Annotated in this window: 25 protein-coding genes; 13 read left to right on the top strand and 12 right to left on the bottom strand. The window is 47.5% G+C overall.

All coding sequences use genetic code 11. From position 1 onward, the window contains the following. Positions 1 to 83 precede the first annotated feature (83 nt). The 4 genes from argC (at position 84) to argH (ending at position 5,177) form a co-directional block, all read left to right on the top strand. Positions 84 to 1,088, top strand: coding sequence for an N-acetyl-gamma-glutamyl-phosphate reductase (gene argC / locus CSW98_RS13685; RefSeq protein ID WP_100801037.1), 1,005 nt, complete (start codon positions 84 to 86; stop codon positions 1,086 to 1,088). 15 nt (positions 1,089 to 1,103) lie between these two features. Further along, positions 1,104 to 1,898, top strand: coding sequence for an acetylglutamate kinase (argB, locus tag CSW98_RS13680; RefSeq protein ID WP_100801036.1), 795 nt, complete (start codon positions 1,104 to 1,106; stop codon positions 1,896 to 1,898). Positions 1,899 to 1,998: 100 nt separating this feature from the next. Continuing rightward, a complete protein-coding gene (locus CSW98_RS13675; RefSeq protein WP_100801035.1) occupies positions 1,999 to 3,213 on the top strand; it encodes an argininosuccinate synthase in 1,215 nt (404 codons plus the stop codon). Between the two features lie 89 nt (positions 3,214 to 3,302). Then, complete coding sequence (gene argH, locus CSW98_RS13670; protein ID WP_100801034.1) at positions 3,303 to 5,177, top strand: argininosuccinate lyase; 1,875 nt, start codon at positions 3,303 to 3,305, stop codon at positions 5,175 to 5,177. A 202-nt stretch (positions 5,178 to 5,379) separates the two neighbouring features. Here the strand turns inward: argH and CSW98_RS13665 are convergent, their stop codons facing one another. Continuing rightward, a complete protein-coding gene (locus CSW98_RS13665; RefSeq protein ID WP_100801033.1) occupies positions 5,380 to 5,628 on the bottom strand; it encodes a DUF3624 domain-containing protein in 249 nt (82 codons plus the stop codon). A 210-nt stretch (positions 5,629 to 5,838) separates the two neighbouring features. Here CSW98_RS13665 and CSW98_RS13660 point away from each other — a divergent pair, with 210 nt between their 5' ends. Beyond that, entirely contained in the window at positions 5,839 to 6,129 is a 291-nt protein-coding gene (locus tag CSW98_RS13660; RefSeq protein WP_100801032.1) for a co-chaperone GroES, read from the top strand. Between the two features lie 63 nt (positions 6,130 to 6,192). Then, positions 6,193 to 7,836, top strand: a complete 1,644-nt coding sequence (gene groL / locus CSW98_RS13655; protein ID WP_100801031.1) for a chaperonin GroEL — start codon at positions 6,193 to 6,195, stop codon at positions 7,834 to 7,836. A 68-nt stretch (positions 7,837 to 7,904) separates the two neighbouring features. Here groL and CSW98_RS13650 read toward each other — a convergent pair whose 3' ends face one another. The 3 genes from CSW98_RS13650 to CSW98_RS13640 are packed head-to-tail and all read right to left on the bottom strand — an operon-like array spanning position 7,905 to position 10,963. Beyond that, positions 7,905 to 8,588 carry a phosphatase PAP2 family protein gene (locus tag CSW98_RS13650; RefSeq protein WP_100801030.1) on the bottom strand — a complete coding sequence of 228 codons (684 nt, stop codon included), beginning with the start codon at positions 8,586 to 8,588 and terminating at the stop codon, positions 7,905 to 7,907. Further along, positions 8,581 to 10,020: an ArnT family glycosyltransferase gene (locus tag CSW98_RS13645; RefSeq protein WP_100801029.1), complete on the bottom strand. Its 1,440-nt coding sequence runs from the start codon at positions 10,018 to 10,020 to the stop codon at positions 8,581 to 8,583. The genes CSW98_RS13650 and CSW98_RS13645 overlap by 8 nt, the downstream gene beginning before the upstream one ends. Continuing rightward, positions 10,010 to 10,963 (bottom strand): lysylphosphatidylglycerol synthase transmembrane domain-containing protein, encoded by a 954-nt coding sequence (locus CSW98_RS13640; protein WP_157810389.1) that lies wholly within the window; start codon positions 10,961 to 10,963, stop codon positions 10,010 to 10,012. The genes CSW98_RS13645 and CSW98_RS13640 overlap by 11 nt, the downstream gene beginning before the upstream one ends. A gap of 64 nt (positions 10,964 to 11,027) precedes the next feature. Here CSW98_RS13640 and CSW98_RS13635 point away from each other — a divergent pair, with 64 nt between their 5' ends. Then, positions 11,028 to 12,050: a glycosyltransferase family 2 protein gene (locus CSW98_RS13635; protein WP_100801027.1), complete on the top strand. Its 1,023-nt coding sequence runs from the start codon at positions 11,028 to 11,030 to the stop codon at positions 12,048 to 12,050. A gap of 99 nt (positions 12,051 to 12,149) precedes the next feature. Here the strand turns inward: CSW98_RS13635 and crp are convergent, their stop codons facing one another. The 5 genes from crp to uxaC all read right to left on the bottom strand — a co-directional run bounded on the left by crp (position 12,150) and on the right by uxaC (position 17,849). Continuing rightward, on the bottom strand, positions 12,150 to 12,782 hold the full coding sequence (gene crp, locus CSW98_RS13630; RefSeq protein ID WP_100801026.1) for a cAMP-activated global transcriptional regulator CRP: 633 nt from the start codon (positions 12,780 to 12,782) through the stop codon (positions 12,150 to 12,152). Positions 12,783 to 13,050: 268 nt separating this feature from the next. Then, positions 13,051 to 13,281: a YheU family protein gene (locus tag CSW98_RS13625; RefSeq protein WP_100801025.1), complete on the bottom strand. Its 231-nt coding sequence runs from the start codon at positions 13,279 to 13,281 to the stop codon at positions 13,051 to 13,053. A gap of 203 nt (positions 13,282 to 13,484) precedes the next feature. Continuing rightward, on the bottom strand, positions 13,485 to 14,975 hold the full coding sequence (locus CSW98_RS13620; protein WP_100801024.1) for a UxaA family hydrolase: 1,491 nt from the start codon (positions 14,973 to 14,975) through the stop codon (positions 13,485 to 13,487). A gap of 1 nt (position 14,976) precedes the next feature. After that, the gene (locus CSW98_RS13615; RefSeq protein WP_100801023.1) at positions 14,977 to 16,434 is read right to left on the bottom strand and encodes a tagaturonate reductase; all 1,458 of its coding nucleotides are present in this window, start codon (positions 16,432 to 16,434) and stop codon (positions 14,977 to 14,979) included. Continuing rightward, positions 16,434 to 17,849, bottom strand: a complete 1,416-nt coding sequence (gene uxaC, locus CSW98_RS13610; RefSeq protein WP_100801022.1) for a glucuronate isomerase — start codon at positions 17,847 to 17,849, stop codon at positions 16,434 to 16,436. The genes CSW98_RS13615 and uxaC overlap by 1 nt, the downstream gene beginning before the upstream one ends. A 335-nt stretch (positions 17,850 to 18,184) precedes the next feature. On the opposite strand from uxaC, the gene CSW98_RS13605 reads away from it, so the two are divergent. From CSW98_RS13605 to CSW98_RS13580, 6 genes are all read left to right on the top strand, one after another. Then, positions 18,185 to 19,177, top strand: coding sequence for a TRAP transporter substrate-binding protein (locus tag CSW98_RS13605; RefSeq protein ID WP_100801021.1), 993 nt, complete (start codon positions 18,185 to 18,187; stop codon positions 19,175 to 19,177). Positions 19,178 to 19,228: 51 nt separating this feature from the next. After that, positions 19,229 to 19,744 carry a TRAP transporter small permease gene (locus CSW98_RS13600; protein WP_100801020.1) on the top strand — a complete coding sequence of 172 codons (516 nt, stop codon included), beginning with the start codon at positions 19,229 to 19,231 and terminating at the stop codon, positions 19,742 to 19,744. A gap of 2 nt (positions 19,745 to 19,746) precedes the next feature. Next, positions 19,747 to 21,051: a TRAP transporter large permease gene (locus CSW98_RS13595; protein WP_100801019.1), complete on the top strand. Its 1,305-nt coding sequence runs from the start codon at positions 19,747 to 19,749 to the stop codon at positions 21,049 to 21,051. Between the two features lie 166 nt (positions 21,052 to 21,217). Next, on the top strand, positions 21,218 to 21,985 hold the full coding sequence (locus CSW98_RS13590) for an FCD domain-containing protein (RefSeq protein WP_100801018.1): 768 nt from the start codon (positions 21,218 to 21,220) through the stop codon (positions 21,983 to 21,985). Positions 21,986 to 22,115: 130 nt separating this feature from the next. Then, on the top strand, positions 22,116 to 23,054 hold the full coding sequence (locus tag CSW98_RS13585; RefSeq protein ID WP_100801017.1) for a sugar kinase: 939 nt from the start codon (positions 22,116 to 22,118) through the stop codon (positions 23,052 to 23,054). Positions 23,055 to 23,074: 20 nt separating this feature from the next. Further along, the gene (locus tag CSW98_RS13580) at positions 23,075 to 23,701 is read left to right on the top strand and encodes a bifunctional 4-hydroxy-2-oxoglutarate aldolase/2-dehydro-3-deoxy-phosphogluconate aldolase (RefSeq protein WP_100801016.1); all 627 of its coding nucleotides are present in this window, start codon (positions 23,075 to 23,077) and stop codon (positions 23,699 to 23,701) included. A 121-nt stretch (positions 23,702 to 23,822) separates the two neighbouring features. Here CSW98_RS13580 and CSW98_RS13575 read toward each other — a convergent pair whose 3' ends face one another. The 3 genes from CSW98_RS13575 to CSW98_RS13565 are packed head-to-tail and all read right to left on the bottom strand — an operon-like array spanning position 23,823 to position 25,592. Then, positions 23,823 to 24,632, bottom strand: coding sequence for an HD-GYP domain-containing protein (locus CSW98_RS13575; RefSeq protein ID WP_100801015.1), 810 nt, complete (start codon positions 24,630 to 24,632; stop codon positions 23,823 to 23,825). Between the two features lie 3 nt (positions 24,633 to 24,635). Next, entirely contained in the window at positions 24,636 to 25,025 is a 390-nt protein-coding gene (locus tag CSW98_RS13570) for a DUF1987 domain-containing protein (RefSeq protein ID WP_100801014.1), read from the bottom strand. An 18-nt stretch (positions 25,026 to 25,043) separates the two neighbouring features. Next, positions 25,044 to 25,592, bottom strand: a complete 549-nt coding sequence (locus tag CSW98_RS13565; protein WP_100801013.1) for a SiaB family protein kinase — start codon at positions 25,590 to 25,592, stop codon at positions 25,044 to 25,046.

Raw genomic sequence — 25,592 nt, 5'->3', positions numbered from 1 at the left:
AAAAACCAAATAATGACGAATTTAAAGTATGAATAGTCACTTTAATCAATCAGTGAAAAATCACAAAAACTGGATGCATTGAGATGTTAAAAACCACAATTATCGGTGCCAGCGGTTATACAGGCGCGGAACTCGCCTTACTGGTAACGAAACACCCGGAGCTTACGCTAACAGGTTTATATGTTTCCGCCAATAGCCTTGATGCCGGAAAGTCTATCGGTGAACTGCACGGTAAACTGGCCGGTGTGGTGGATATGCCGGTGCAGCCATTGACGGATCCGGAAGCGGTGGCCAAAGCGTGTGATGTGGTTTTTCTGGCGACCGCTCATGAAGTCAGCCACGATCTGGCTCCACTTTTTATTGAGCAGGGCTGTCAGGTATTTGACCTTTCCGGAGCTTACCGCGTACAAGCGGATGATTTCTATACGACCTACTATGGTTTCGGGCATAAGTATTCAGATCTGCTGAGTGAGGCTGTGTACGGTCTGGCTGAGTGGAATGAAGCTGAGATCAAAAAGACCAATATGGTCGCTGTTGCCGGTTGTTATCCGACAGCATCACAGCTGGCTATCAAGCCATTGGTTGAGCTGAATTTTCTGGATCTGACGCACTGGCCGGTGATCAATGCCGTAAGTGGCGTATCCGGCGCGGGACGCAAGGCTTCTATGACCAATAGCTTCTGTGAAGTGAGCCTGCAGCCTTATGGTGTGTTTACGCACCGTCATCAGCCAGAGATTGCTTCACATCTGGGATGTGATGTGATTTTTACTCCGCATCTGGGGAATTTCAAACGTGGCATTCTGGCCACAGTCACCATGAAACTGGCACAGGGAATTAGCGCAGAACAGGTCGAGCAGGCATTTGTAAAAGCATACAAAGATAAGCCGGCTGTTCGTCTTAAATATCAGCAAATGCCGCGGGTTCAGGATGTGCAACTGACACCTTTCTGCGATATCGGCTGGAAGGTGCAGGGCGATCACGTCATTGTGGCATCGGCGATCGACAACTTGCTGAAAGGTGCTTCAACGCATGCGATGCAGTGCCTGAATATCCGTAACGGCTTTGCGCCGCTGACTTCACTCATTTAAGGGCAGGAAAAAATCATGAGTCAGATGTTAAAACCATTGGTGATTAAGCTGGGTGGTGCGGCTTTATCCAGTACAGAAACTCTGGGTAAGCTGTTCCACGCAATGAGTGCCTATCAGCAACAGGCACAACGTGAAATGGTTATCGTACACGGTGGCGGCTATCTGGTGGATGATCTGATGGCAAGTCTGCAACTGAAAACCGTAAAGAAAAACGGTCTGCGCGTGACGCCGTACGATCAGATTAATGTGATTGCCGGAGCACTGGCCGGTACGGCAAATAAGTTGCTGCAGGGAGAAGCGATCAAAAATGGGATCACAGCGGTAGGATTGAGTCTGGCAGACGGTGGACTGTGTCAGGTTGAGGAGTTGGATCCGGAGCTGGGCGCAGTGGGAAAAGCCTCTGCAGGTAACGCCAGTGTCGTCAAAGCCATTTTACAGGCGGGCGCTGTGCCGATCATCAGCTCTATCGGTATTACGGCTGAAGGCCAACTGATGAATGTCAATGCAGATCAGGCTGCGGTTGCTGTGGCATTAACTCTGGATGCGGAACTGGTTCTGCTGTCGGATGTTAGCGGTGTTCTGGACGGCAAAGGGCATCTGATCCCTAACCTGAATAAGCAGAAAGCAGATGAACTGATTGCCGCTAAAGTTATTACAGACGGCATGATTGTTAAGGTACTGGCTGCACTGGATGCGGCTAATGAGCTGGGACGTGCCATTGAAGTGGCGACCTGGCGTTATCCGGAAAAACTGACAGAACTGTTTGCCGGTCACAGTATCGGAACTCAGTTCCTGCCGCAGTCGGCATAATAACTTAATAACAATAGTAGACAGACAGAATTTTATACCCCGGTTTACTGACCGCCGCCAACTCAGATTGGAAATCAGCCCGGGACACAGGAGAAAGAAAATGAGCAAGGTTAAAGTAAATAAAGTCGTAGTAGCCTATTCCGGCGGTCTTGATACATCGGTAATCATTCCGTGGTTGAAAGAAAACTATGCGTGTGAAGTCGTCGCATTTGTGGCCGATGTCGGTCAGGGTGAAGATGAGTTGGTCGGCATTGAAGATAAAGCAAAAGCATCTGGTGCATCAGAAGTGTATGTGGCGGATCTGAAAGAAGAGATGGTTGCCGATTATATCTATCCGACACTGAAAACCGGTGCATTGTATGAAGGAAAGTACCTGCTGGGTACGTCTATGGCTCGTCCTATTATCGCTAAGGCTCAGGTTGAATGTGCCCGTAAAGTCGGTGCGGATGCACTGGCTCACGGTTGTACCGGTAAAGGTAACGATCAGGTTCGTTTTGAAAGTGCATTTGCTGCACTGGCACCGGATCTACACGTGATTGCACCATGGCGTGAGTGGGATCTGGTCAGCCGTGAACAGTGCCTGGATTATCTGGCTGAACGTAATATCCCGTGTACGGCTTCTCTGACCAAGATTTACTCCCGTGATGCGAATGCATGGCACATTTCTACAGAAGGTGGTGTTCTGGAAGATACCTGGAATGCGCCAAACGATGACTGCTGGGCGTGGACGAACAGCCCTGAGTCGGCCCCGGATGAGGCAGAGTACGTCACACTGAAAGTTCAGAAAGGTGAAATCATCTCCGTTGACGGTGAAGCTCTGAGTCCGTATCAGGTACTGATGAATCTGAATGAGAAAGGGGTTAAGCATGGTGTCGGTCGTATCGATATCGTAGAAAACCGCTTAGTCGGTATGAAGTCTCGTGGCTGTTATGAAACTCCGGGGGGCACCATTATGATGGAAGCACTGCGTGCTGTTGAGCAGCTGGTTCTGGATAAAACCTCTTTCGAATTCCGTGAAGAACTGGGTGTAAAAGCATCTCACCTCGTGTATGACGGCCGTTGGTTTACTCCGCTGTGTAAGTCTATTCTTGCAGCAACAGAAGAATTGGCGCAGGATGTGAACGGCGAAGTGGTTGTTAAGCTATACAAAGGTATGGTGACGGCCACTCAGAAGCGTTCTGACAACAGCCTGTACAGTGAAGAATTTGCAACTTTCGGTGCCGATGAAGTGTATAACCAGAGTCATGCTGAAGGCTTTATCCGTCTTTACTCTCTGGCCAGCAGAATCCGTACACTGAACGCACAAAAAAAATAATAAAAAAAAGCACTGCCCCTCTTCTGATGTAAAGGAGAGGGGAGTATAAGAAGCAGAATAAGCAATATCTGGAAGCAGGAGATAAGACAATGGCACTATGGGGTGGAAGATTTACCCAGGCAGCGGATACACGGTTCAAAGATTTTAATGATTCATTACGCTTTGATTACCGATTGGCTGAGCAGGACATTGTCGGCTCAATTGCCTGGTCTAAGGCTCTGCTTTCTGTGGGGGTGCTGACTGAACAGGAACAGCAGAAGCTGGAACTGGCTCTGAATGAACTGAAGCTCGAAGTGATGGAGGATCCGGAACAGATCCTGAAATCCAATGCAGAAGATATTCACAGTTGGGTCGAACAGCAACTGATCAATAAAGTCGGTGATCTGGGTAAAAAGCTGCATACCGGACGGTCAAGGAATGATCAGGTTGCAACGGATCTTAAATTATGGTGCCGCCAGCAGGGACATCAGTTGCTGATCGCGCTGGATCGTCTGCAGTCAAAAATGATCGATGTAGCGAGAGAACATCAGGATACGGTATTACCGGGCTATACTCACCTGCAGCGGGCTCAGCCGGTCACCTTTGCTCACTGGTGCCTTGCTTATGTTGAGATGTTCGATCGCGACTATTCTCGTCTGAGTGACGCGATCAACCGTCTGGATACCTGCCCGCTAGGGTCTGGTGCACTTGCCGGTACGGCCTATCCGATGGATCGGGAAGATCTGGCTCACAACCTTGGCTTCCGCAGAGCGACCCGTAATAGCCTTGATTCTGTTTCTGATCGGGACCATGTGATGGAACTGATGTCTATCGCATCCATCTCTATGATTCACCTTTCCCGTCTGTCGGAAGATATGATCTTCTACAACTCAGGCGAATCCAACTTTATCGAACTGGCCGATACAGTAACATCTGGCTCTTCCCTGATGCCACAAAAGAAAAATCCTGATGCACTGGAGTTGATCCGGGGCAAATGTGGCCGGGTTTACGGCTCTCTTGCCGGAATGATGATGACAGTGAAAGCCTTGCCTCTGGCATACAATAAAGATATGCAGGAAGACAAAGAAGGTCTGTTTGACGCTTTGGATACCTGGAATGATTGTATGGAGATGGCTGCACTCTGTTTCGATGGCATTAAAGTGAATAGTGAGCGTACGCTGGAAGCGGCCAAGCAAGGCTATGCCAATGCAACAGAACTGGCGGATTATCTGGTTGCTAAGGGCATTCCGTTCCGGGAAGCTCATCATATTGTGGGAGTTGCTGTCGTTGGAGCCATTGCTAAAGGGTGTGCACTGGAAGAGCTTTCTCTGCCGGAGCTGAAAGAGTTCTCTGCCGTGATCGAGAACGATGTTTACGCCATCCTGACGATCGAATCCTGTCTGGAAAAACGCTCGGCACTGGGGGGAGTATCTCCGAAACAAGTGGCTTATGCAGTGGAACAGGCGCAGAAGCGTATCGATAAACGGGATTTGTCGGCCGTAAAAGTACGTGCTGCACGTCTGACTGATATTGATACGTTGGAAAGTATGGTGGCCTACTGGTCAGCCATGGGAGAAAACCTGCCGCGTTCGCGTAATGAAATTATCCGCGATATTGGATCTTTTGCCGTTGTTGAGCATCAGGGCGATGTGACTGGTTGTGCATCTTTGTATGTGTACGATTCAGGGCTGGCGGAGATCCGTTCTTTAGGAATTGATCCGGGCTGGCAGCGTCAGGGACAGGGTAGCGCGATTGTACAGCATCTAGTGAACCGGGCGAGAAAGATGGCGATCAAGAAAGTCTTTGTTCTGACCAGAACACCGGAATTCTTTATGAAACACAGCTTCCTGCCAACATCGAAGAGTCAGTTACCGGAAAAAGTGCTGAAAGATTGTGAACAGTGTCCGCGTATTCATGCTTGTGATGAAGTTGCTCTGGAGATCGATCTGTGTGAACAGGTGATCCTGAGAACCAGCGTAGCATAATGTCTCTAACGGCAGACGAGTTATTGAATTGTCAGAAAAAAGATCTTTTTATTAAAAAAATCGGGAAAAAAAGATCTTTTTACGGAACCAACTAAGGAAAGGCCGGTCATACAAGTACCACTGCTTTTTCTTAGATGAATCTAAGAAAGCCCCTGGACAATATTGGTTCAGGGGCTTTTTCTTTTTTGAGCCGGAGTTATTCTTATTTTCTGCGTTTGTTTTGCAGAGGAAGCAGAATGAAGCGGAACCACAGGTGTAACAGCAGCAGTCCGTTAAATGCGAAAGCTGCAAAGAGCAGGGCAACGGATTCAATACTTTTCGGCTGTTCTCTGAATCCGAGCCACCATACTATCCAACTGATCAGGGAAAGTACGGTTAGTTGTTTCATGCAGCGGGTACAGCGGCCAATCTTTTTCCAGAACCAGTGTGCTTCGCAGTTTTTGCAGGCCATGGGAAAATAGAATCCTTAAGAGCATTCAGTGTGCAGGAACAGAAACCCAAGAATACCGAAATTCGCCAGTCAAATCACAAAAAAAATCGCAGATCCCCTTGTGATCATTTCTCTAGCCCCCACATAAGTTTCACAAGCCAATAAATGGCATTTGTTACAACTGTCTATTTATAAACTATCTAATGGAAATTTAATCAGGAGAGACGACCGATGAATATTCGTCCTTTACATGACCGTGTTATCGTTGAACGCCAGGAAGTTGAATCTAAATCTGCCGGCGGCATTGTTTTAACAGGTTCTGCGGCTGAGAAATCAACTCGCGGCACTGTTCTGGCCGTGGGCAAAGGCCGCGTTCTGGATAATGGCACCGTACAGCCTCTGGACGTTAAAGTTGGTGATACTGTTATCTTTGCAGAAGGATACGGTACTAAATCAGAGAAAATCGACGGTAAAGAAGTGCTTATCATGTCTGAAAACGACATCATGGCTATCGTTGAATAATAAGCAATCGTTGAGTAATTCACTTTTCAACCGAAACAGAATCAAAACTTAAAGGAAATAAAGATGGCTGCTAAAGACGTTAAATTTGGTAATGACGCACGTATTAAAATGCTGGAAGGTGTCAACGTTCTGGCTGACGCAGTAAAAGTTACTCTGGGCCCTAAAGGCCGTAATGTCGTTCTGGACAAATCGTTCGGTGCACCGACAATTACTAAAGACGGTGTATCCGTTGCGCGTGAAATTGAACTGGAAGACAAGTTCCAGAACATGGGCGCACAAATGGTAAAAGAAGTGGCATCTCAGGCAAATGATGCTGCAGGTGACGGTACAACAACAGCGACTGTGCTGGCTCAGTCTATCGTAAACGAAGGTCTGAAAGCGGTTGCGGCGGGTATGAACCCGATGGATCTTAAGCGTGGCATCGATAAAGCGGTTGCAGCTGCAGTCGAAGAGCTGAAAGCACTTTCGGCACCATGTGCTGACACTAAAGCGATTGCTCAGGTGGGTACAATCTCTGCAAACTCTGATGAAACTGTTGGTAACATTATTGCAGAAGCAATGGAAAAAGTAGGCCGCGACGGTGTTATCACTGTAGAAGAAGGCCAGGCTCTGCAGGACGAGCTGGATGTGGTTGAAGGCATGCAGTTTGACCGCGGTTACCTGTCTCCTTACTTCATCAACAATCAGGAAGCAGGCAGCGTTGATCTGGAAAATCCATTTATTCTGCTGATCGACAAGAAAGTATCGAATATCCGTGAACTACTGACTACGCTGGAAGCCGTAGCAAAAGCATCTCGTCCTCTGCTTATTATTGCTGAAGATGTAGAAGGTGAAGCATTGGCAACTCTGGTTGTGAATAACATGCGCGGTATTGTAAAAGCAGCGGCGGTTAAGGCTCCTGGTTTTGGTGACCGTCGTAAAGCTATGCTACAGGATATTGCTGTTCTGACGGCTGGTACGGTTATCTCTGAAGAAGTCGGTCTGGAGCTTGAAAAAGTCACTCTGGCAGATCTGGGCCAGGCGAAACGTGTGACTATCACCAAAGAAAACACGACCATCATTGATGGTGTGGGTGAAGAAGTGGCCATCAAAGCCCGTGTCACTCAGATTCGTCAGCAGATCGAAGAAGCGACTTCTGATTACGATAAAGAAAAACTTCAGGAACGCGTGGCTAAACTGGCTGGCGGTGTTGCGGTAATCAAAGTTGGCGCAGCTACTGAAGTTGAAATGAAAGAGAAGAAAGACCGCGTAGAGGATGCTCTGCATGCTACTCGCGCAGCCGTTGAAGAAGGTGTGGTTGCTGGTGGTGGTGTTGCACTTATCCGTGCAGCGTCTAAAGTTGTCGGTCTTGAAGGCATTAACGAAGAGCAAAATGTGGGTATCCGTGTTGCACTGCGTGCGATGGAAGCTCCTCTGCGTCAGATCGTTGCCAACGCAGGTGATGAAGAGTCAGTGGTGGCTAACAACGTAAAAGCGGGTGAAGGCAGCTACGGCTACAACGCTGCAACTGGCGAGTACGGCGATATGCTGGAAATGGGTATTCTGGATCCAACCAAAGTAACCCGTTCTGCGCTGCAGTTTGCTGCATCGGTTGCCGGTCTGATGATCACGACGGAAGCAATGGTTTCTGACCTGCCAGCGAAAGACTCAGGAATGCCAGATATGGGCGGCATGGGTGGTATGGGCGGAATGCCTGGTATGATGTAAATCTAACCACTTGATAAATAAAAGAAAGGGTGACTATTGTCACCCTTTCCTTTTTATGATTATCCGCTTTAACCTGAACGATTGTATATCCACTGATAACTGAGCCAGGCACAGACAAAAGAGAAGTATCCGGCCCAGATGACATCCGAAAAATGATGTCCTCCGGCGGCAATTCGGGCGAAGCTGACCATCACGTACCAGAAAATCAGTGTGCGGGTAAGATTAACTGCCAGATGCCGGTTTCCTCTTCGGCGGGCAGCCAGAGCCAGAACCAAAAATGACAGAGGCATAGCGGCATGACCGGAAGGGAAAGAAGGGCCTTTATTCCCCCAGTTGGCTTCCAGTACCGCCCGGTGAGGCTCAGTTCCGCCAAACTCAATACTCTGAGAAGGTCTCGGACGTCCGAAGTTATCTTTAAAGATGGAGTTAACGATAATTCCCGGTCCGAGCAGCATGGAAATAAACAGTGCCATAACCAGACGGTTATGCCTGCGCAGTGGTTTTTTGAAATACGCCACCAGCGGGTAGGTAAGAAAAAACAGCAGGCTGCCGGTGACTGCCCACGGAATCGAATTGTAGAAAAAGACAACCAGAAGGTGGTCTTTTAAAGGAAATGTTTTGTCTGCGGCATCGTAAAAATAACCGCTGATCAGCAGATCCAGATCTGCCAGCCGGATCACAACGGTAAGCAGCAGAATGATAGCCGTTGCAAGGACTAAGGGCGTATATTTGCCCTGGAACAGACTAGTCATAACCCCGGAACCCGCTTACCTTATAGATTTTGTACTGGTATTTTCTGTCGATAGATACCTGTCTGGTCAGAATCGTCAGTACTTCAACGTCACTGAAATAGCGGCGCCAGTAGTTATCATCCAGTTCTCCGGTCAGAACCAGAGCCTCCTGCTCTTCGCCAGTATAAGGACGGGTTAGCTGGAAGTGGCTGGTTATATGGCGGCTCGGACTCCATGCTTTAAGGTGCTTATCGTTCCCCTCTAATGCATAGAACATGGCTTCAGTAATTTCTTCCCTGCCTTCTGCAATTAAAAGTCGATCCGGGTATTGATTCAGATACGTCTTAACCTGTTCTCCCCAGGTTTTCCAGCCACGCACTCGCTTGAAAGGATCATGTTTTGCCTGAAGAGTCGTTCCTGTGGCCTGTATCACAGGATCAGCAAGACCAACAACCAATCCCAATAACAGATTGGTCACCAGCATTGTCAGCAGCCATTTTTTCCGGTTTTGCAGAAAATGTGCTACACCGATGATAATACCGACATAGGCCGGAGCAGCCCAGTTCGAGTTGTATTTTCCCTGAAGAGCCACCAGACTGATAATAATGAGCATCGGCAGGCTGAACGTCAGTAGCAGGTTGCGGGGGTGTTCACCTCTGATGATCCACCACCACATCACAATAAATCCGACCGGCCCGATAATACCTGCTTGTTCAAAGAGAAAGCTAATCATCTTATCCGGACGTAATCCGCTGTGTTCCACATAACCGGCGGTATGCGAAAAGGTCGGAAAATCGTGCTGATAGTTCCAGTAGAAGTTCGGAGCCAGAATCGTTAATGCAATAACCGCCATGACCCAGAGTTTGGGATTCAGTAACTGCTTCTGGTGACCGAAAAACAGCATATATCCCAGAGCAGATAAAGAGAAAACAGCCATGTTGTACTTGGTCAGCAGTCCTAAACCGCAGATAACGGCACAGATCAGCCAGTCACTCCATGCGTTGGAATCAATACTGCGGATAAAAAATAGCATGCCACTGCTCCAGAACAGGAACAGTAAAACATCTGTGGAGGTAATGGTAGAAGAAAAGGCCACTCCGGGAAGGGTGATAAACAGAACGGCTGCCCAGAATCCGACCTGTTCGCTAATCAGGCGTCGCCCCAGCAGGTAGATCATATAACTGGTCAGCGGATAGACCAGAATTCCGCCTAATTTTATGGTATAGACGGAATCGCCGAAGAGTCCGGTGACCAGCGAAATCAATACGGCAATCATTGGGGGTTTGGAATAATATCCCCAGTCGAGATCTTTCGACCACCACCAGTACTGGATTTCATCGACGTACAGATCAACACTGCTCATTGACAGGAGGTAAGCCCGTACAACAGAAACCGCCAGTATGATGAGAAGTAAAGGCATCAGCATGGAAGCCTTGCTATCGTTAAAGGTCATAATTTCTCTCAAGAGTTGTTGAGCTGTCAGGCAACATAAATACGATAATTGCGCCAAAAATAGAGTTAAACAAAATAAAGAAATGTGAATTGACAGCCGCAGCAATCAGTTCTGTCTTACTGATAAGTTCGCTATTGATTCCGTTGCTCATCAGGCCAAAAGAGACCGCCGCTTCGTAGCTGCCAAAGCCCCCCGGCAAACCGGGCAGCATACCGGAAACTTCACCGAACAGGGCACCAAAGGTGGTCTGATCCAGTGTAAAAGGCGTCATACTGGCTAACAGAGCCGCAAATAAAAGAATCTTGACGGCCCAGTTGAGCCAGGAAAGCACACTCATCTTCAGTAATTTTGCATAGGTACTGGGAATATTAGTTAGGATTTGCCAGACAAAACGGGCTTTCTTGTACTTCCGGTAGCGATAGGTTAGCCAGATAAAGTGTTTTCTCAGGAAGGTTCCGGACAGAGGAATAAAGACCGCCAGAACCAGCCAGAGCCAGGTTAAATAAGCAAACTGTGTATAACAGATTAATGCCACTGCAATGCAGGCCAGCACATAAGCGTCAAACAGACGCAGAACCAGCAGCGCAGGAACCGAGTGAGAATAGGGCGTTGCAAAGGCTCTTTTCATCAGTATGGGAAATGAAATTTCTCCGGCTTTGGCGGGAAGCAGGTTAGCCCAGAAGGTCTGTTTGATCACTAACGGCAGAACAATTTTTGTCGGCAGTTTAATGGTTGAGCTTTCAAAATAGGTAGAAATCCGGTAGCTGCGTACCAGATAACTGAACCAGTACAACAGGGTAAAGGCCAGTAGATATGGCAGAGGAATCGCCTGCCAGAAAGAAAGCAGCGTCTTCCAGCCCCAGATAAAATGAACCGCAAGGATAACAGTGATAAACGTCAGTACAGAAAGTAGTAATGAACGGTGTTTTATTGCTCGGGACATGAGAAATGCGGTATAATTAAAAACTTGATTAGTATACCACAATTTCATAATGAGAGTACCTAATATGTCGGGGAACAGTATTTCCGCGGGTGATGCAAGCTACAAGGTTAGCGTTGTTGTCCCTGTCTATAATGAAGAAGAAAGCATCAGACCACTGGTAAAAGCGATTGATGAATCGTTGCAGGATGTCGATTTTGAGTGGGAATTACTGTTAGTTAATGACGGAAGTACTGACAGGACTCTGCGTGTGGCAATGGAAGTTCAGCAGCAGTACGGCGAGCAGGTCAGAATCATTGCTCTGCAGAGAAACTTCGGTCAGACGGCTGCAATGCAGGCCGGTATTGAACAATCTGTGGGTGATTATATTGTTACGCTGGATGGTGATTTGCAGAATGACCCGGCAGATATTTCCCGTATGGTACAACGTCTGATTGACCGGGATCTGGATCTGCTGGTGGGCTGGCGTAAAGACCGCAAAGACAATATGTTGATCCGCAAAGTGCCTTCACGCGTTGCTAACTGGCTGATCGGTAAAGCGACAGGCGTTAAGCTGAATGATTATGGGTGTAGTCTGAAAGTATACCGTGGCAGCATTATCCGTAACATTAAACTGTATGGAGAAATGCACCGCTTTATCCCTGCATGGGTGGCCATTCATGTACCGGTAAACCGGATTGAAGAAGTGGAAGTTAACCATCATGCAAGACAGTTCGGTGAATCCAAATATACGATCTCACGTGTATACCGGGTAATTCTTGATTTGATCTCTGTGATCTTCTTTATGCGTTTCCGTACCCGTCCTTCACATTTCTTTGGCCCGATTGGAATGGCATGCGGTGGGATTGGTTCGCTGATGATGTTGGTGCTGGCGTTCCAGAAATTCCTGCTGGGTGAAGAAATTGGTGGTCGTCCTATGTTGATTATCAGTGTTCTGCTGATTGTGATGGCGATACAGTTTATTACTACAGGTATCATGGCCGAGCTGATGAGCCGGACCTATTACGAATCGTCGAATCGTTCTACATACGAATTTAAAGAGATCGTTTATCAGAAGCCGGAGCAGAGTGATTCCTCAGCAGAGGTTTAATCTGAAAGGCCATTGCTGAAACAGAAAACCGAAAAAAAACGCAGCCATGAGCTGCGTTTTTTTAATAATAACTATTAATAAATTGTTAACGGCTTGTTGTTATCGAGTGCCGTAAACGACAATAGTTTTCCCGTGTGCGGAGATCAGGTTTTGCTCTTCCAGCATCTTCAAAATGCGGCCAACGGTTTCGCGGGAACAGCCTACGATCTGACCGATTTCCTGACGGGTGATCTTAATCTGCATACCATCCGGGTGAGTCATTGCATCCGGTTGCTTAGCAAGGTTCAGAAGTGTTTGAGCAATACGTCCTGTCACATCCAGGAACGCAAGGTCACCGACTTTCTGGCTGGTCACCTGCAGGCGACGGGCCATCTGAGCAGAAAGACGCATCAGAATATCCGGGTTTACCTGAATAAGCTGGCGGAACTTTTTGAAAGAAATTTCGGCTACTTCACAAGGTGTTTTGGCACGAACCCATGCCGTACGCTCTTGATCATCTTCGAAAAGACCCAATTCACCAATAAAGTCACCCTGATTCAGGTAAGAAAGGATCATTTCTTTACCTTCTTCATCCTTGATCAGTACAGCGACAGAACCTTTTACGATGTAGTATAAAGTTTCTGCTTTTTCACCGGCGTGAATCAGCGTACTTTTGGACGGGTACTTGTGAATGTGACAGTGTGAAAGGAACCACTCTAATGTTGGATCGGTTTGAGGTTTACCTAGAACCATAATTATCTCACTTTATCTGCAGGGCACGCACAGCAGCCTTCCCCTGGCTACTACCTTTTAAGGGTATCTAGCATAGGAGTTCTTGCCTCAGGCTGCAAGCTACTTATTTTCAGTTAAAAAGTTTACCTATTTTTGTAAACGATTTCTTGATTTTGATCGCCTGATTTCTGCGATTCTTTAGGCAAAAATGTGCACATGATCACGCTGCCTAAAATCATTTTGAGCTAATGGATAAAACCAGCTTATTTTTTGTGCTTAAAGCCGGGGCTCAGCTCTGACGATTTTCCTGCAAGTCTCTCTTCAGACGGATATCAACACTCTCATGCAGTTCTGAAAAAAGAATAACGGCTTCGCCGGATTCCAGCTGAATTCTGACCTGTGTGATTTTCTCTTCGAGAGACATTTCTTCAGTACCGTAGTCGGTACCTTCTCTGAGGACAAATTCACGGATCAGATTGGTTAGGGTCTCTGGACTGATTTGCTGCCATGGGATGATCATAGTAGGCCCTCTTTGTTAACGAACAAAAGAGTCTGGTGGATCGCAAAAATTAAAGCAAGTTTTACAATACGGCAGCTTTAATATTTGGGGCGGAAATGATGATTCCTTTCAGAAGAAAAAATATCGAGAAAAAGGTATCAGAAAAAAGGGATATGCCTTACGACAGACAGAAAGGCATATCCCAGTGGAGATGTAAACAATGACTACAGTGTTACGCCATTTTTCCAGATGGCCAGTTCCCGGATATTATTACTTTCATTACGGGTCGGTTCTCCGCTGACGACAGCCGCCAGCTTGTCCAGAAATTGTTGCAGTAGCGCCTGCATGGAAATATCGGTTGAAACCAGTTGTCCGGCATCAAAATCAATCCAGCGCGGTTTGCGTTGTGCCAGTTCTGAGTTGGTCGCAATCTTCATGGTCGGAACAAAACCGCCATAAGGTGTTCCCCGTCCGGTACTGAACAGCACCATATGACACCCGGCTGCTGCCAGTGCGCTGGTGGCGACGGCATCATTACCCGGTGCGTTCAACAGGTTTAGCCCCGGTTTGGTCAGTTTTTCGGTGTAGTCGATCACATCAATCACCTGGCTGGAACCCGCTTTCTGAGTACAGCCCAAAGACTTATCTTCCAGTGTCGTGATGCCACCGGCCTTATTGCCCGGTGACGGGTTCTCATACACAGGAAGACCGTGTTTCAGGTAGTATTCTTTGAAGTCGTTCACCATGGTGACCAGCTTATGAAAGACAACTTCATCGGTAGCACGATTCATCAAAATCGTTTCTGCGCCGAACATTTCCGGTACTTCTGTCAGGACGGTTGTGCCGCCGTGCGATACCATAAAGTCAGAGAACAGTCCCAGCATCGGGTTGGCGGTAATACCGGATAAGCCGTCACTACCACCGCACTCCAGACCGAATTTCACTTCCGATAGCTTTCCCGGAACGCGCTGATCCTGCTGCATTTCTGCAAACAGCTCTTCGAGCAGCGTCACCCCTTCTTCTATCTCATCTTCCGCTTTCTGGGCAATCAGAAAACGCATACGTGATGCATCATGCGCGGCCAGTCCGGCTTTGAATGGTTCGATCTGGTTGTTCTCACAGCCCAGGCCGATCACCAGAACACCGCCGGCATTCGGATGGGTAGCCATACTCTGCAGCAGCTTTTTCGTGGTTTCATGGTCATCACCCAGTTGGGAGCAACCGAACTGATGCGGAAACACATGAACCCCGTCAATGGAGCTGATGTCATGCGTAGCCAGAAATTCATTGGCAATCTGTTGAGCAATACCATTTACACACCCAACCGTAGGGATAATCCACAGTTCGTTACGTACCGCGATATCACCGGTACTGCGGCGATAGAGACTGACATCGTAATCGTCGAGTTTGATCAGCTCATTCATCGGTGTCGGCTGGTACTGGTATTCAATCTTATCGTTCAGATTGGTTCTGGCATTATGGCTGTGTATCCATTCTCCGGCCTGAATAGGCTGGGTCGCATGGCCGAAATATTCACCGTATTTGGTGAGCATCCCGCCCAGTTCCACGACATGAATCGCGATTTTATGGCCTTTTTCCACATCCTGCAGCAGGGTGACAGTGGTATCTGCAACCGTGATTTCAGTGCCTTTGCTGATCGGCTTTAAGGCAATAATAACGTTGTCGTTAGTGTGAATTTGAATCCAGGATTTCATGTTACTTACCCAGCGCCTCATTCAGCACGGAACGGACGCCACTGCTCAGCATCTGTTCCAGATAGCCGGTCACTTTAGCGTGCAGTTCAGGTACTGTATTCAGATCCATCCCCCAGTGTTTACTGTTTTGCAGGGCTGCGGTGACCAGTTCTGCGGTGGTGCATTTCTGGCTGCCGTGCTTTTCCCATTGGGTCGCGAAGAAATCCAGCCATTCCTGTTCATCACTCAGTGTGATGAGCTCTCCGTCACGGATACCACTGTAGAGCAGGAACTGGGCAGCCAGTGCCAGAGACATCAGATTCGGTGCAGCGCTGTTTCTTTCGGCGTTCACCAGCAATTGTGGCAGCAGACGAGTGCACCATTTGGTCATACTGTTCAGAGCGATGGACAGCAATTGGTGTTTGATATACGGGTTTTTGAAACGCTTAACGACACTTTCTGCGAATTCAGTCAGTTCCTCTTCCGGAAGGGATAAGGCAGGAATGACTTCCTCCCGCAACAGTTGATCGACAAACTGGCTGAGCTGAGCATCATCCATGGCTTCGCCAACGGTATCAATACCGGCCATAAAGGCGACCGGAACCATGGCGGTATGAGCACCGTTAAGAATAGCGACCTTACGTTCTTTATACGGTTTGATGTCATCAACGATCCTGATGTTCAGATCCTGCCCTTCCAGATGCAGAGCTTCGGCCAGCTGTTTCGGACCCTGAATCACAAACAGATAGAAGTATTCTGCGGTGACCATAAACTGGTCGCGGTAGCCGGCTTTTTCTTCCAGGCTGGACAACTCATCTCGCGGATGGCCGGTTACGATACGATCCACCAGCGTGGAGCAGAAGATGTTCGCATCGTTTACCCAGTGTTTAAAGGCATCACCCAGCATCCACAGATCAATATACTGATTGATGATTTCTTTCAGTTTGTCGCCGTTATAGTCGATCAGTTCGCACGGGATAATAAACAGCCCTTTAGACGGATCGGCATCAAATTCAGTGAAGCGGGCGTGCAGCCACTGGGTGAGTTTAGCTGGAAACGTTCCTGCCGGGCGAGCCGTGAATGTATCTTCCGCATTAAAGGCAATACCGGCTTCTGTGGTATTGGAAAAGATAAACTGAATATTCGGATCTTTCGCCAGTTGCAGGTAGGCATCCATATCTTTGTAGACTGGAATTTCCTGATTAACGGAGGCGATCACTCGCAGTTCTTCAACAGCCTGATTCTGTTCATTGATTCCCCGGATCACGGATGTGTACAGTCCGTCCTGTTCGTTCAGCAGGGGAGGGAAATCGGTATCAATAGGACGTACGATAGCGATACCGGCATCCAGATCGGTATGTTGGTTCAGCAGGTCGATCTGCCAGTCCACGAAAGCACGCAGAAAGTTTCCTTCACCAAACTGAAGAATCCGGGTGGTGTATTGTGGCTGATTAAAATCAGTACGGTTTAACGTTTTCATTATTTCTCCAGATTCAGATCAAAGTACTTGTTGGCATTGTTAAAGCAGATGTCTTCTACCATCTGCGACAGCAGAGCCATATCGTGCGGTGCTTCACCATCAGCAACCCACTGACCCAGAAGACGGCATACCAGACGGCGGAAATACTCATGACGGGTGTAGGAGAGGAAACTACGGCTATCGGTTAACATACCGACAAAACGACTCAGCAGACCCAGTTGTGACAGTTGTTCCAACTGACGCAGCATGCCGTCCTTCTGATCGTTGAACCACCAGCCTGAACCGAACTGGATTTTGCCTTCGATACCGCCACCCTGGAAGTTACCGCACATCGTTGCCAATACTTCGTTATCACGCGGGTTCAGACAGTAAAGAATGGTTTTTGGCAGGGCATCTTCACGGTCAAGTGCATTCATCAGTTTTGCCAGTGGTGCAGCCACCAAGCCATCATTGATGGAATCAAAACCGGTATCCGGGCCGAGCAGTTTCAGCATACGTTCGTTGTTATTACGCAGTGCGCCGATATGGTATTGTTGAACCCAGCCACGGCGGGCATATTCTTTACCCAGATAGATAAGTACCGCTGTTTTAATCTGTGCAGCCTGCTTGTCTGATACTTCGCCACCGCTCAGACGGGTGGTCAGAATGTTGTTCAGTTCCTGTTCGGTGGCTTCTTCATAAACGACGGTATCCAGAGCATGGTCGGTGACCTTACAGCCGTGTGCGGCAAAGTGTTCCAGACGCTGATACAGCGCATCACACAGGGAGCTGAAGCTGTTGATCTCCACATCCGCAGCGGCACTCAGTTTTGCGATGTAATCAGCATATTCAGGTGCTGCAATATTGAATGCCTTATCCGGACGCCAGCTTGGCAGCATTTGCACATCAAAGCTGCTGTCTTCTGCAACGGCTTTATGCGCAGCCAGATCATCAATCGGATCATCCGTGGTTCCGACCATACGCACATTCATCTTTTGCATAATGCTGCGGGCAGAGAACTCTGGCGTTTCCAGCATGGCATTACAGTCATTCCAGATGCTTTCTGCGCTCTGTGGGTTCAGTACGCGATCAGTAATACCAAACGGACGACGCAGTTCCAGATGAGTCCAGTGGAACAGAGGGTTACCGATTGTCTGAGGCACGGTTTTTGCCCATGCCATAAATTTTTCTTTATCACTGGCGTTACCGGTACAGAAACGCTCATCAATGCCATTGGTGCGCATTCCGCGCCACTTATAGTGATCTCCGCGTAACCAGATATCGGTCAGGTTTTTGAAGCGATAGTCAGTAGATACCTGCTCCGGTGGCAGATGGCAGTGGTAGTCAATAATTGGCTGATGAGCGGCTACACTATGATATAGCTCTTTTGCAATTTCAGTCGTAAGCAAAAAGTCTTCTGTTAGAAATGTTGACATCACTTCTTCCTATTATTCGGTAGGGGTTGGTTTATGCCCATATATTACAACTCTTAATATTGGTATAACAAGTTGGTCTGTGTGAGTTGGATCATAGGTTATCAATGATAAGTCATGTAATTCATAGTGATATCAATAAATAGTTAAATTAAAACAATAAGTTGGCTGATTTCTTGAGAAAAGTGATAATTTTCCTTTAAGTTCTTTTTTGTGATTAACCTCACTTTTACTGGGTTTTTGTTATACCAATCGGGTTTACCGTGATCTTGATCTCATGTGTTTTGTGTGGTTTTGGTATAACATCTCTCCCGAATTAATCTGAAGGATACGTAGCAATGAAAACAACCCTTAAATCTATTACTAAAGCTCTTATCTTATCTTCCCCCCTACTGCTGAGCTCTTTGTCTGTTAATGCAATGGATAAAGTGACGCTTAAGCTGGCTCATAACCTGGAATCTTCTCACGTGGTGAGTCAGGCGATTGAAAAGCTGGCAGAGGAAGTGAAGAAAGAATCCAACGGAAAAATGCGCATCCGTATTTATCCGGGGGGCCAGATGGGCGGACCTCGTGAAACACTGGAACTGCTTCAGGCGAATGCTCTGGATATGACCAAGGCTTCTGCCAGTGAAATGGAACCATTTGCGAAAGCTTATTCTGTATTCAGCCTGCCTTATCTGTTTACCAGTCAGGAAGACCTGGAGAAAGTGATCTTCGGTCCGGTAGGTAAAGAGATGATGAACAGCACGGCAGACCGTGGCTTTATCGGTCTGGGGGCTTATGTTGCGGGTAACCGTAGCTTCTACGCTAAGAAGCCGATCCGTACTCCTGCTGATCTGGAAGGGATGAAGATTCGTGTTGTTGCAACCCCAACCACACTGAAGCTGATCGAACTGCTGGGCGGTTCTCCAACGCCAATTCCGTTCGGTGAAGTGTACACCGCTCTGCAACAGGGTGTGATCGATGGTGCTGAGAACAACGAACCTTCTTATGTGCAGACTAAACATGTTGAAGTTGCACCATACTACACCGAAGATCAGCACACTTCAGTACCGGATTATTTTGTTATCTCCACAACAACCTGGAACAAGCTGGATCAGGAACAGAAAGATATCCTGTCTAAGGCTGTGCAGCACTCTGAAGTTTATGAGAAAGAGCTGTGGGGCAAGGCTGTCGAAGAATCACGTAAGATTGCCTTGGAAAGTGGTGCGGAATTTATCAAAGTAGACAATACCGCTTTCAAAGAAAAACTGACTCCTCTTTACGAAGACTTCAGAAAAGATCCAGAACAAGCTAAATGGCTGGACAAGATCGAAGCTGCAGTTAAATAAGAAATCAATAACACTAAGCAAAGGGCTTCGGCCCTTTTTAGGTAGAGCAAGATGAATAAATTAAAAGGGCTTATCGATAAATTAGTAAGCCGCCTTTGTATCGTAACTATGCTGATGCTGGTTGTCTGTGTTGTCTGGCAGGTATTCAGCCGTTTCGTTCTGAACTCACCAAGTACTGCAACCGATGAGATCGCCCGCTTCAGTATGATATGGGTGGGGCTACTGGGCGCTGCTTACACAGTCGGCTTACAAAAGCATTTATCCATAGATCTTTTTACCATGAATCTGAGTGAAAAAAAGAAAAAGATGAATGTCATCTTTACCAATGTGATGGTCGCTGTTTTCGCATCGGGTGCTATGATCTTTGGCGGCATTAATCTGGTCAATAAAGTATATACCACTGGACAGGTTGCTCCGGCTCTGCAGATCCCTATGGCTTATATCTATGCCATTTTGCCGCTATCCGGTGCATTAATCGTGTTCTATAACCTGGTATTTATCCGTCAGGCAGTGGTTGAGCTTAAAGCGACTTCTGCGTGTAAATCACATCAACAAGAGGCCCATTAATTATGGATTGGCAGATTTCAGCAGTCATGTTCGGAAGCTTTTTTGCTTTGGTTTTTCTGGGCGTGCCGATTTCGTTTGCGATTGGTCTTGCAACGCTGGCTTCCGGTGCAATGATGCTGCCGGTAGAAACCGTTTTTGTGGTCGTGGGACAGAAACTGGCAGTGGGCCTGGATAGCTTCTCTCTTTTGGCGATCCCATTCTTTATCCTGGCCGGTATCCTGATGAATAACGGTGGTATTGCACACCGTCTGATCAATCTTTCTCAGGTACTGGTAGGTCGCATGCCGGGTTCACTTGGTCACGTGAACGTGATGGCCAATATGATGTTCGGTTCTATCTCCGGTTCTGCTGTTGCGGCCGCGGCGGCTGTCGGTGGCACCATGACACCGTTACAGAAAAAAGCGGGTTATGATCCGGCTTATTCAGCGGCGGTTAACGTGACTTCCTGTATCACCGGCCTGTTGATCCCACCGTCAAACGTACTGATTATCTATGCCCTGAGTGCCGGTGGCCTTTCGGTCGCCACATTATTTATGGCCGGATATCTGCCGGGCATTATGATGGGGCTGTCTCTGGTGGCGGTTGGTACGGTGATCTCCATGAAAAAAGGCTACCCGGTTTCCGAGCGTCCGACGTTGGCGATTGCTTTCAAAGCCCTGATGGATGCGATTCCCAGCCTGCTGCTGGTGGTTGTCGTGATGGGTGGTATTCTGGGTGGTATCTTTACAGCAACAGAAGCTTCGGCGGTGGCTGTGGTATATACATTTATTTTGTCCGTAGTGATTTACCGGGAAATTAAACTGAAGGATCTGCCGAAGATTGTGCTGGAATCCATTGTGACCACCTCTATCGTGCTGCTGCTGATTGGTATCTCGGTGGGCATGTCATGGGCGATGACGTTTGCTGATATTCCATTCCTGATCAGTGATACTTTGCTGACATTATCAGAAGATCCGGTAATCATTCTGCTGATCATCAACGTCATTCTGCTGATTGTGGGTATTTTTATGGATATGACTCCGGCGGTACTGATCTTCACCCCAATCTTCTTGCCGATTGTAAAAGACTTAGGTGTGGATCCGGTACACTTCGGCATCATGATGGTGATGAACCTGTGTATCGGCCTGTGTACTCCGCCTGTGGGAAGTGCTCTGTTTGTCGGCTGCTCGGTTGCAAATGTTCAGTTACAACGTTTGATTAAACCTATGTTGCCGTTCTTTGTATCGCTGCTGATCAGTCTGGGGCTTATCACTTATATTCCCGAAATAACACTGTTCCTGCCGCGGTTCTTTGGCCTGTATCAGTAATCAATCAGGTCGTGTGGAGGGATAGCCGTTTGGTTTCCGGCAAAATGGTCTGACAACATAAAGTTATATGACAAATTGCTATCCCGATCATCAGACATCGCTGGGTTCTTCCAATGGCAGTGGTATAATAACTTTTTTATTAGATAGATAGCTTTGTGGAGATACGATGAGTAGTAAGAGATTATATCAGTCTCTGGGGGAGCAGATTCGGGAACTGATTATCTCGGAAAAGTATCCGGTAGGTCAGAAACTTCCTCCGGAAAGGCTGATTGCGGAAGAATTTAACGTCAGCCGTACTGTTGTCCGCGAAGCGATCATCATGCTGGAACTGGAAGGGTATGTCGAAGTCCGTAAAGGTTCAGGGATACTGGTTGTCAGTAATAATCCGGAATCCAGCAGTCAGCCGAACGATGAGTTTGAACAATTTGTTCGTCATGCCGTGGAAGAGATCAGGACCGCCGGTCCGTTTGAAATGTTGCAGGCCCGGCAACTGATCGAATGTGCGATTGCCGGGTTCGCGGCTTCACAGGTGACCAAAGGGGATCTGGATGAACTGAACCGTATCTGGCAGGCGGGCGTGGAAGATGAAGACCGGCGTGATTCTCAGTGGGATCGGGAATTTCATTACAAGCTGGCCAGTATTACCAATAATTCGGTGCTGGCGGTTATTGTTCAGTTGATGTGGCTGGGGCGTGAACGCAATCCGTTATGGCTGAAACTGCATGAGCATATCGATTCATCCAACCTGAATGCCTGGGATGATGAACACAGTCAGATCATGAACGCCTTGCTGATGAAATCACCGGAAGCGACCCAAAAAGCGATGTGGAGTCATCTGGAAAGTACCAAACAGGCATTGTATGAAGCGTCTTCCAGTGAAGACAACCCTTACGATAAATACCTGTTTCAGGATGATCCGACCAAATATATCTGACCGTTAACCGGCGAGTCTGATCACGCTGCCTGAGAAGCAGCCATTCATTTTAATAAGTAGTTCCACCGTGCTTTATATGTGCGGAGGGGCTCTGCTGCGTCAATTTTTGCAGCCCGAGCGAGAGGATAGTATGAAAATAGCCCTGATTGGCGAATGTATGATAGAGCTGAATGGTGAACCGTTTGGTGCAATGACTCAGACATTCGGAGGCGATACGTTAAACGCTGCCGTTTATCTTTCCCGTTCAGCCGGCAGTGAACTTGAACTCTTTTATGTCACGGCGATGGGGTGTGATCCTATCAGTGCGGGAATGATTTCCCGCTGGCAGGAAGAAGGGATCCGTACCGATCTGGTATTGAGCGATCCTGCCCGTTCTCCGGGGCTGTATATGATTCAGGTTGATGAGCATGGTGAACGCAGTTTTCTGTACTGGCGTAGCCAGTCAGCTGCTCGTTACTTACTGCAACACTCGGATTTTAATCGGGTCAAAGAGGCTTTGCTGACGATGGATATTGTGTTTATCAGCGGCATTAGTCTGGCTATTCTGCCGGATGAGGATCGGAAAGCTCTGCTGCTACTGTTGCAGGAACTTTCCGGGCAGGGGATTGAGATTGCATTTGACAGTAATTTCCGTCCGACATTATGGCCTGATGACAACAATGAAACGGTAAAATGCCTCTATCAGCAGCAATTTGCCACTACCAGTCTGGCTCTGGTGACCTTTGATGACGAGCAACTGATCTGGGGAGATGAAAGCCCTGAAGTGACGCTGACCAGATTGAAAGAGAGCGGTGTAAAACAAGCCATCATTAAACTGGGCGCGGAAGGCTGTGTGGTTCAGGATTTTGCTGCATCGGAAGAGGCTGTTTATGTGCCGACAGTTCCGGTAGATAACGTCGTGGATACCACCTCTGCGGGTGATTCTTTCAACGGTGGTTTTCTGGCTGCTTATGCCAGAGGAGCCACTCTGGTGCAGGCATGTCAGTGTGGTAACCAGATGGCAGGGCTGGTGATCCAGCATAAAGGTGCCATCATACCGAAAGCGATTACCGCACAGCTAACCCAATAAGATTAAAGTGAGGAATAACTATGATTAGCACAACCGAACAGCTGAAAAAGATTAAGATCATTCCGGTGATCGCCATTGATAAAGCGGAAGATATTATCCCGCTGGGTAAGGTATTGGCTGAAAACGGTCTGCCTGCAGCTGAAATCACTTTTCGTACAGAAGCTGCAGTAGAAGCGATCCGTCTGCTGCGTGCAGCTCAACCGGATATGCTGATTGGCGCGGGTACGGTTCTGAATAAAGAGCAGGTACTGGCGGCGAAAGAAGCCGGAGCGTCATTTGTCGTTTCTCCCGGTTTCAACCCGAACACGGTAAAAGCTTGTCAGGAAGCCGGTATTGATATCGTTCCGGGCGTTAACAATCCGAGCACTATCGAAGCGGCACTGGAAATGGGGCTGACGACCCTGAAGTTTTTCCCGGCAGAGGCTTCCGGTGGTATCAATATGCTGAAATCGCTGCTGGCACCTTATGGTGATATTCAGATCATGCCGACCGGTGGGGTGAATCCGGCAAATGTGAATGATTACCTGGCTATTCCGCGTGTGATTGCCTGTGGTGGTACCTGGATGGTGGATAAAAAACTGATTGAAGCTGGTGATTGGGATGAACTTGCCCGTTTGACCCGCGAAGCGGCTGCTTTAGTGGCTTAATGGTTTTATTGCTCTGCTATGGCGTTTTATGTCATAGCAAGGACCTGTTTTTTTGTAGCTCTTTCCTTCGGTTTATATCGTTGAAGGCCTTCGGGCCCGGGGTTTTCCCGGGTCTGTTTTTTTATTCGGAGCCGCTATTAGTTTCATCTTTGAATGCATCTCTGACACGAATAAATTCATCCAGATGCTCAAAAAACAGATCGATTAACCGGGGGTCAAAATGGACACCGCGCTGATCTTTCAGATAGGTGAAGATCTCATCATCCGGCCAGGCTTTTTTGTAGCAACGATCATTACTCAGTGCATCGAATACATCCGCAAGAGCTGTAATCCGGCCATAAATATGAATATCTTCACCAGCAGCACCACGGGGGTAGCCACTTCCATCCCATTTTTCATGGTGTTCATAAGCAACTATTGCGGCACAAGTCAGTAACACGCGTTTTGAGTGACACAGTAATTCATGCCCCAATGCGGCATGGTTTTTTATGACCTCAAATTCGTCGTCGGTCAGCCTGCCCGGTTTGTTTAAAATTGAATCAGGAATCGCTACTTTACCGATATCGTGCATGGGGGAGGCTTGCTTTAGCATTTCCGCTTCTCGTTCAGGCAAACCATAGTAGAGAGCCAGCATTTTAGAGTATTCGGCAACTCGCTTTACGTGATTGCCCGTTTCCTTCGAGCGGCTTTCACCGATAGCACCCATAGTAAAAATGACCTCTTTCTGGGTCTCTTCTATCTCTTTTTGCAGGCGTTCTACTTCTTCCAGACGGCGTTGCAGCTCGTCATATTCCTGACGCTGACGTTTATCACTCCGCTCCATGATTTTATGTTGTCGATGGAGATCCCGAATGATTTTATTGGTTGTTTGGGCAAAACTGTCCTGTAATTCTTCAAGCTCTTCAATCAGCTTTTTATCGCTGCTGTACATCGTTTATGGCCTTTTATTTTCTTTGGCTATCAACTGAAAGTCGAGTGACTCGAAATCATCACGAAAATCTTCCCCTGCTTCCTCTGCCGATTCGTTTTCACGGTCAAAAAACCAGGCGACTTTGATCTCACTATTTCCCTTGTTTTCATCAAGAACATCAAAGAAATCAAAAAATAATTTAGATGAACTGGAGTTAAAATAAATGATTTCCATATTAACGGTTGTTTGCGGGGCTGAATTCCCGTCAAAGTAGGTCTCTAACCATTGCATTACAGGGGTATAGAATTCGAATGTATTTTCAGGGTAAGACTTACCCTTCAGCGAAATGACTCCGACAGGATCCATACTAATCTCCGGAGTATATTGTGTCGCGGCAATATATAGCTTTTCCACGGTGAACGCACTCCTCTGCTATTTATTGATAGTTACTTTAACGGTGAAATTGTATTTTTTCCCTTCTAGCGGAGAAAAGTAGTGTTCAATCTGATCACAACGACGGGCAACCTCGATAAAACCGATACCGGCACCGTTGCCTTCCGTATCCCTGTTTTGTTTGCGTTTTTCCCGGTATAGGACTCGCAGTTCATCTTTACTTAACCCTTCTACCTCAGCAAGACGTGTTTCAATTTTATGTTTGTCAGATTCATCGATTTGATTGCGGCTGATAATATAGTAGCCATTTGTTTTCGGATTTTGCCCGACCACCATCAGGCTTTTATTACAAAAATGATTGCCGTTTACTTCTGGATGGGTTTTGGCGTAATTCATAATGTTCTGGGAGAGTTCGATAAAGATCGTAAAGATATTATTCGATACTTTCTGGCTTAAGTCGGTACTGGCGGCTTCTTTTTCCAGTGCTTCTGTCATTCCGGAAATGAGCGTCTGAGTCAGAAATCCTCCGTAGGACAGAAAAACGATTCCGTCTTCATCTAACATCTGTTCCAGATTTGCGTAACGCAT

Source organism: Vibrio sp. HA2012 (genome assembly GCF_002812955.1).
Lineage (GTDB): Bacteria > Pseudomonadota > Gammaproteobacteria > Enterobacterales > Vibrionaceae > Vibrio.
Note: the sequence above shows the minus strand (reverse complement) of the source record. Positions and strands in the feature narration are given on the sequence as shown.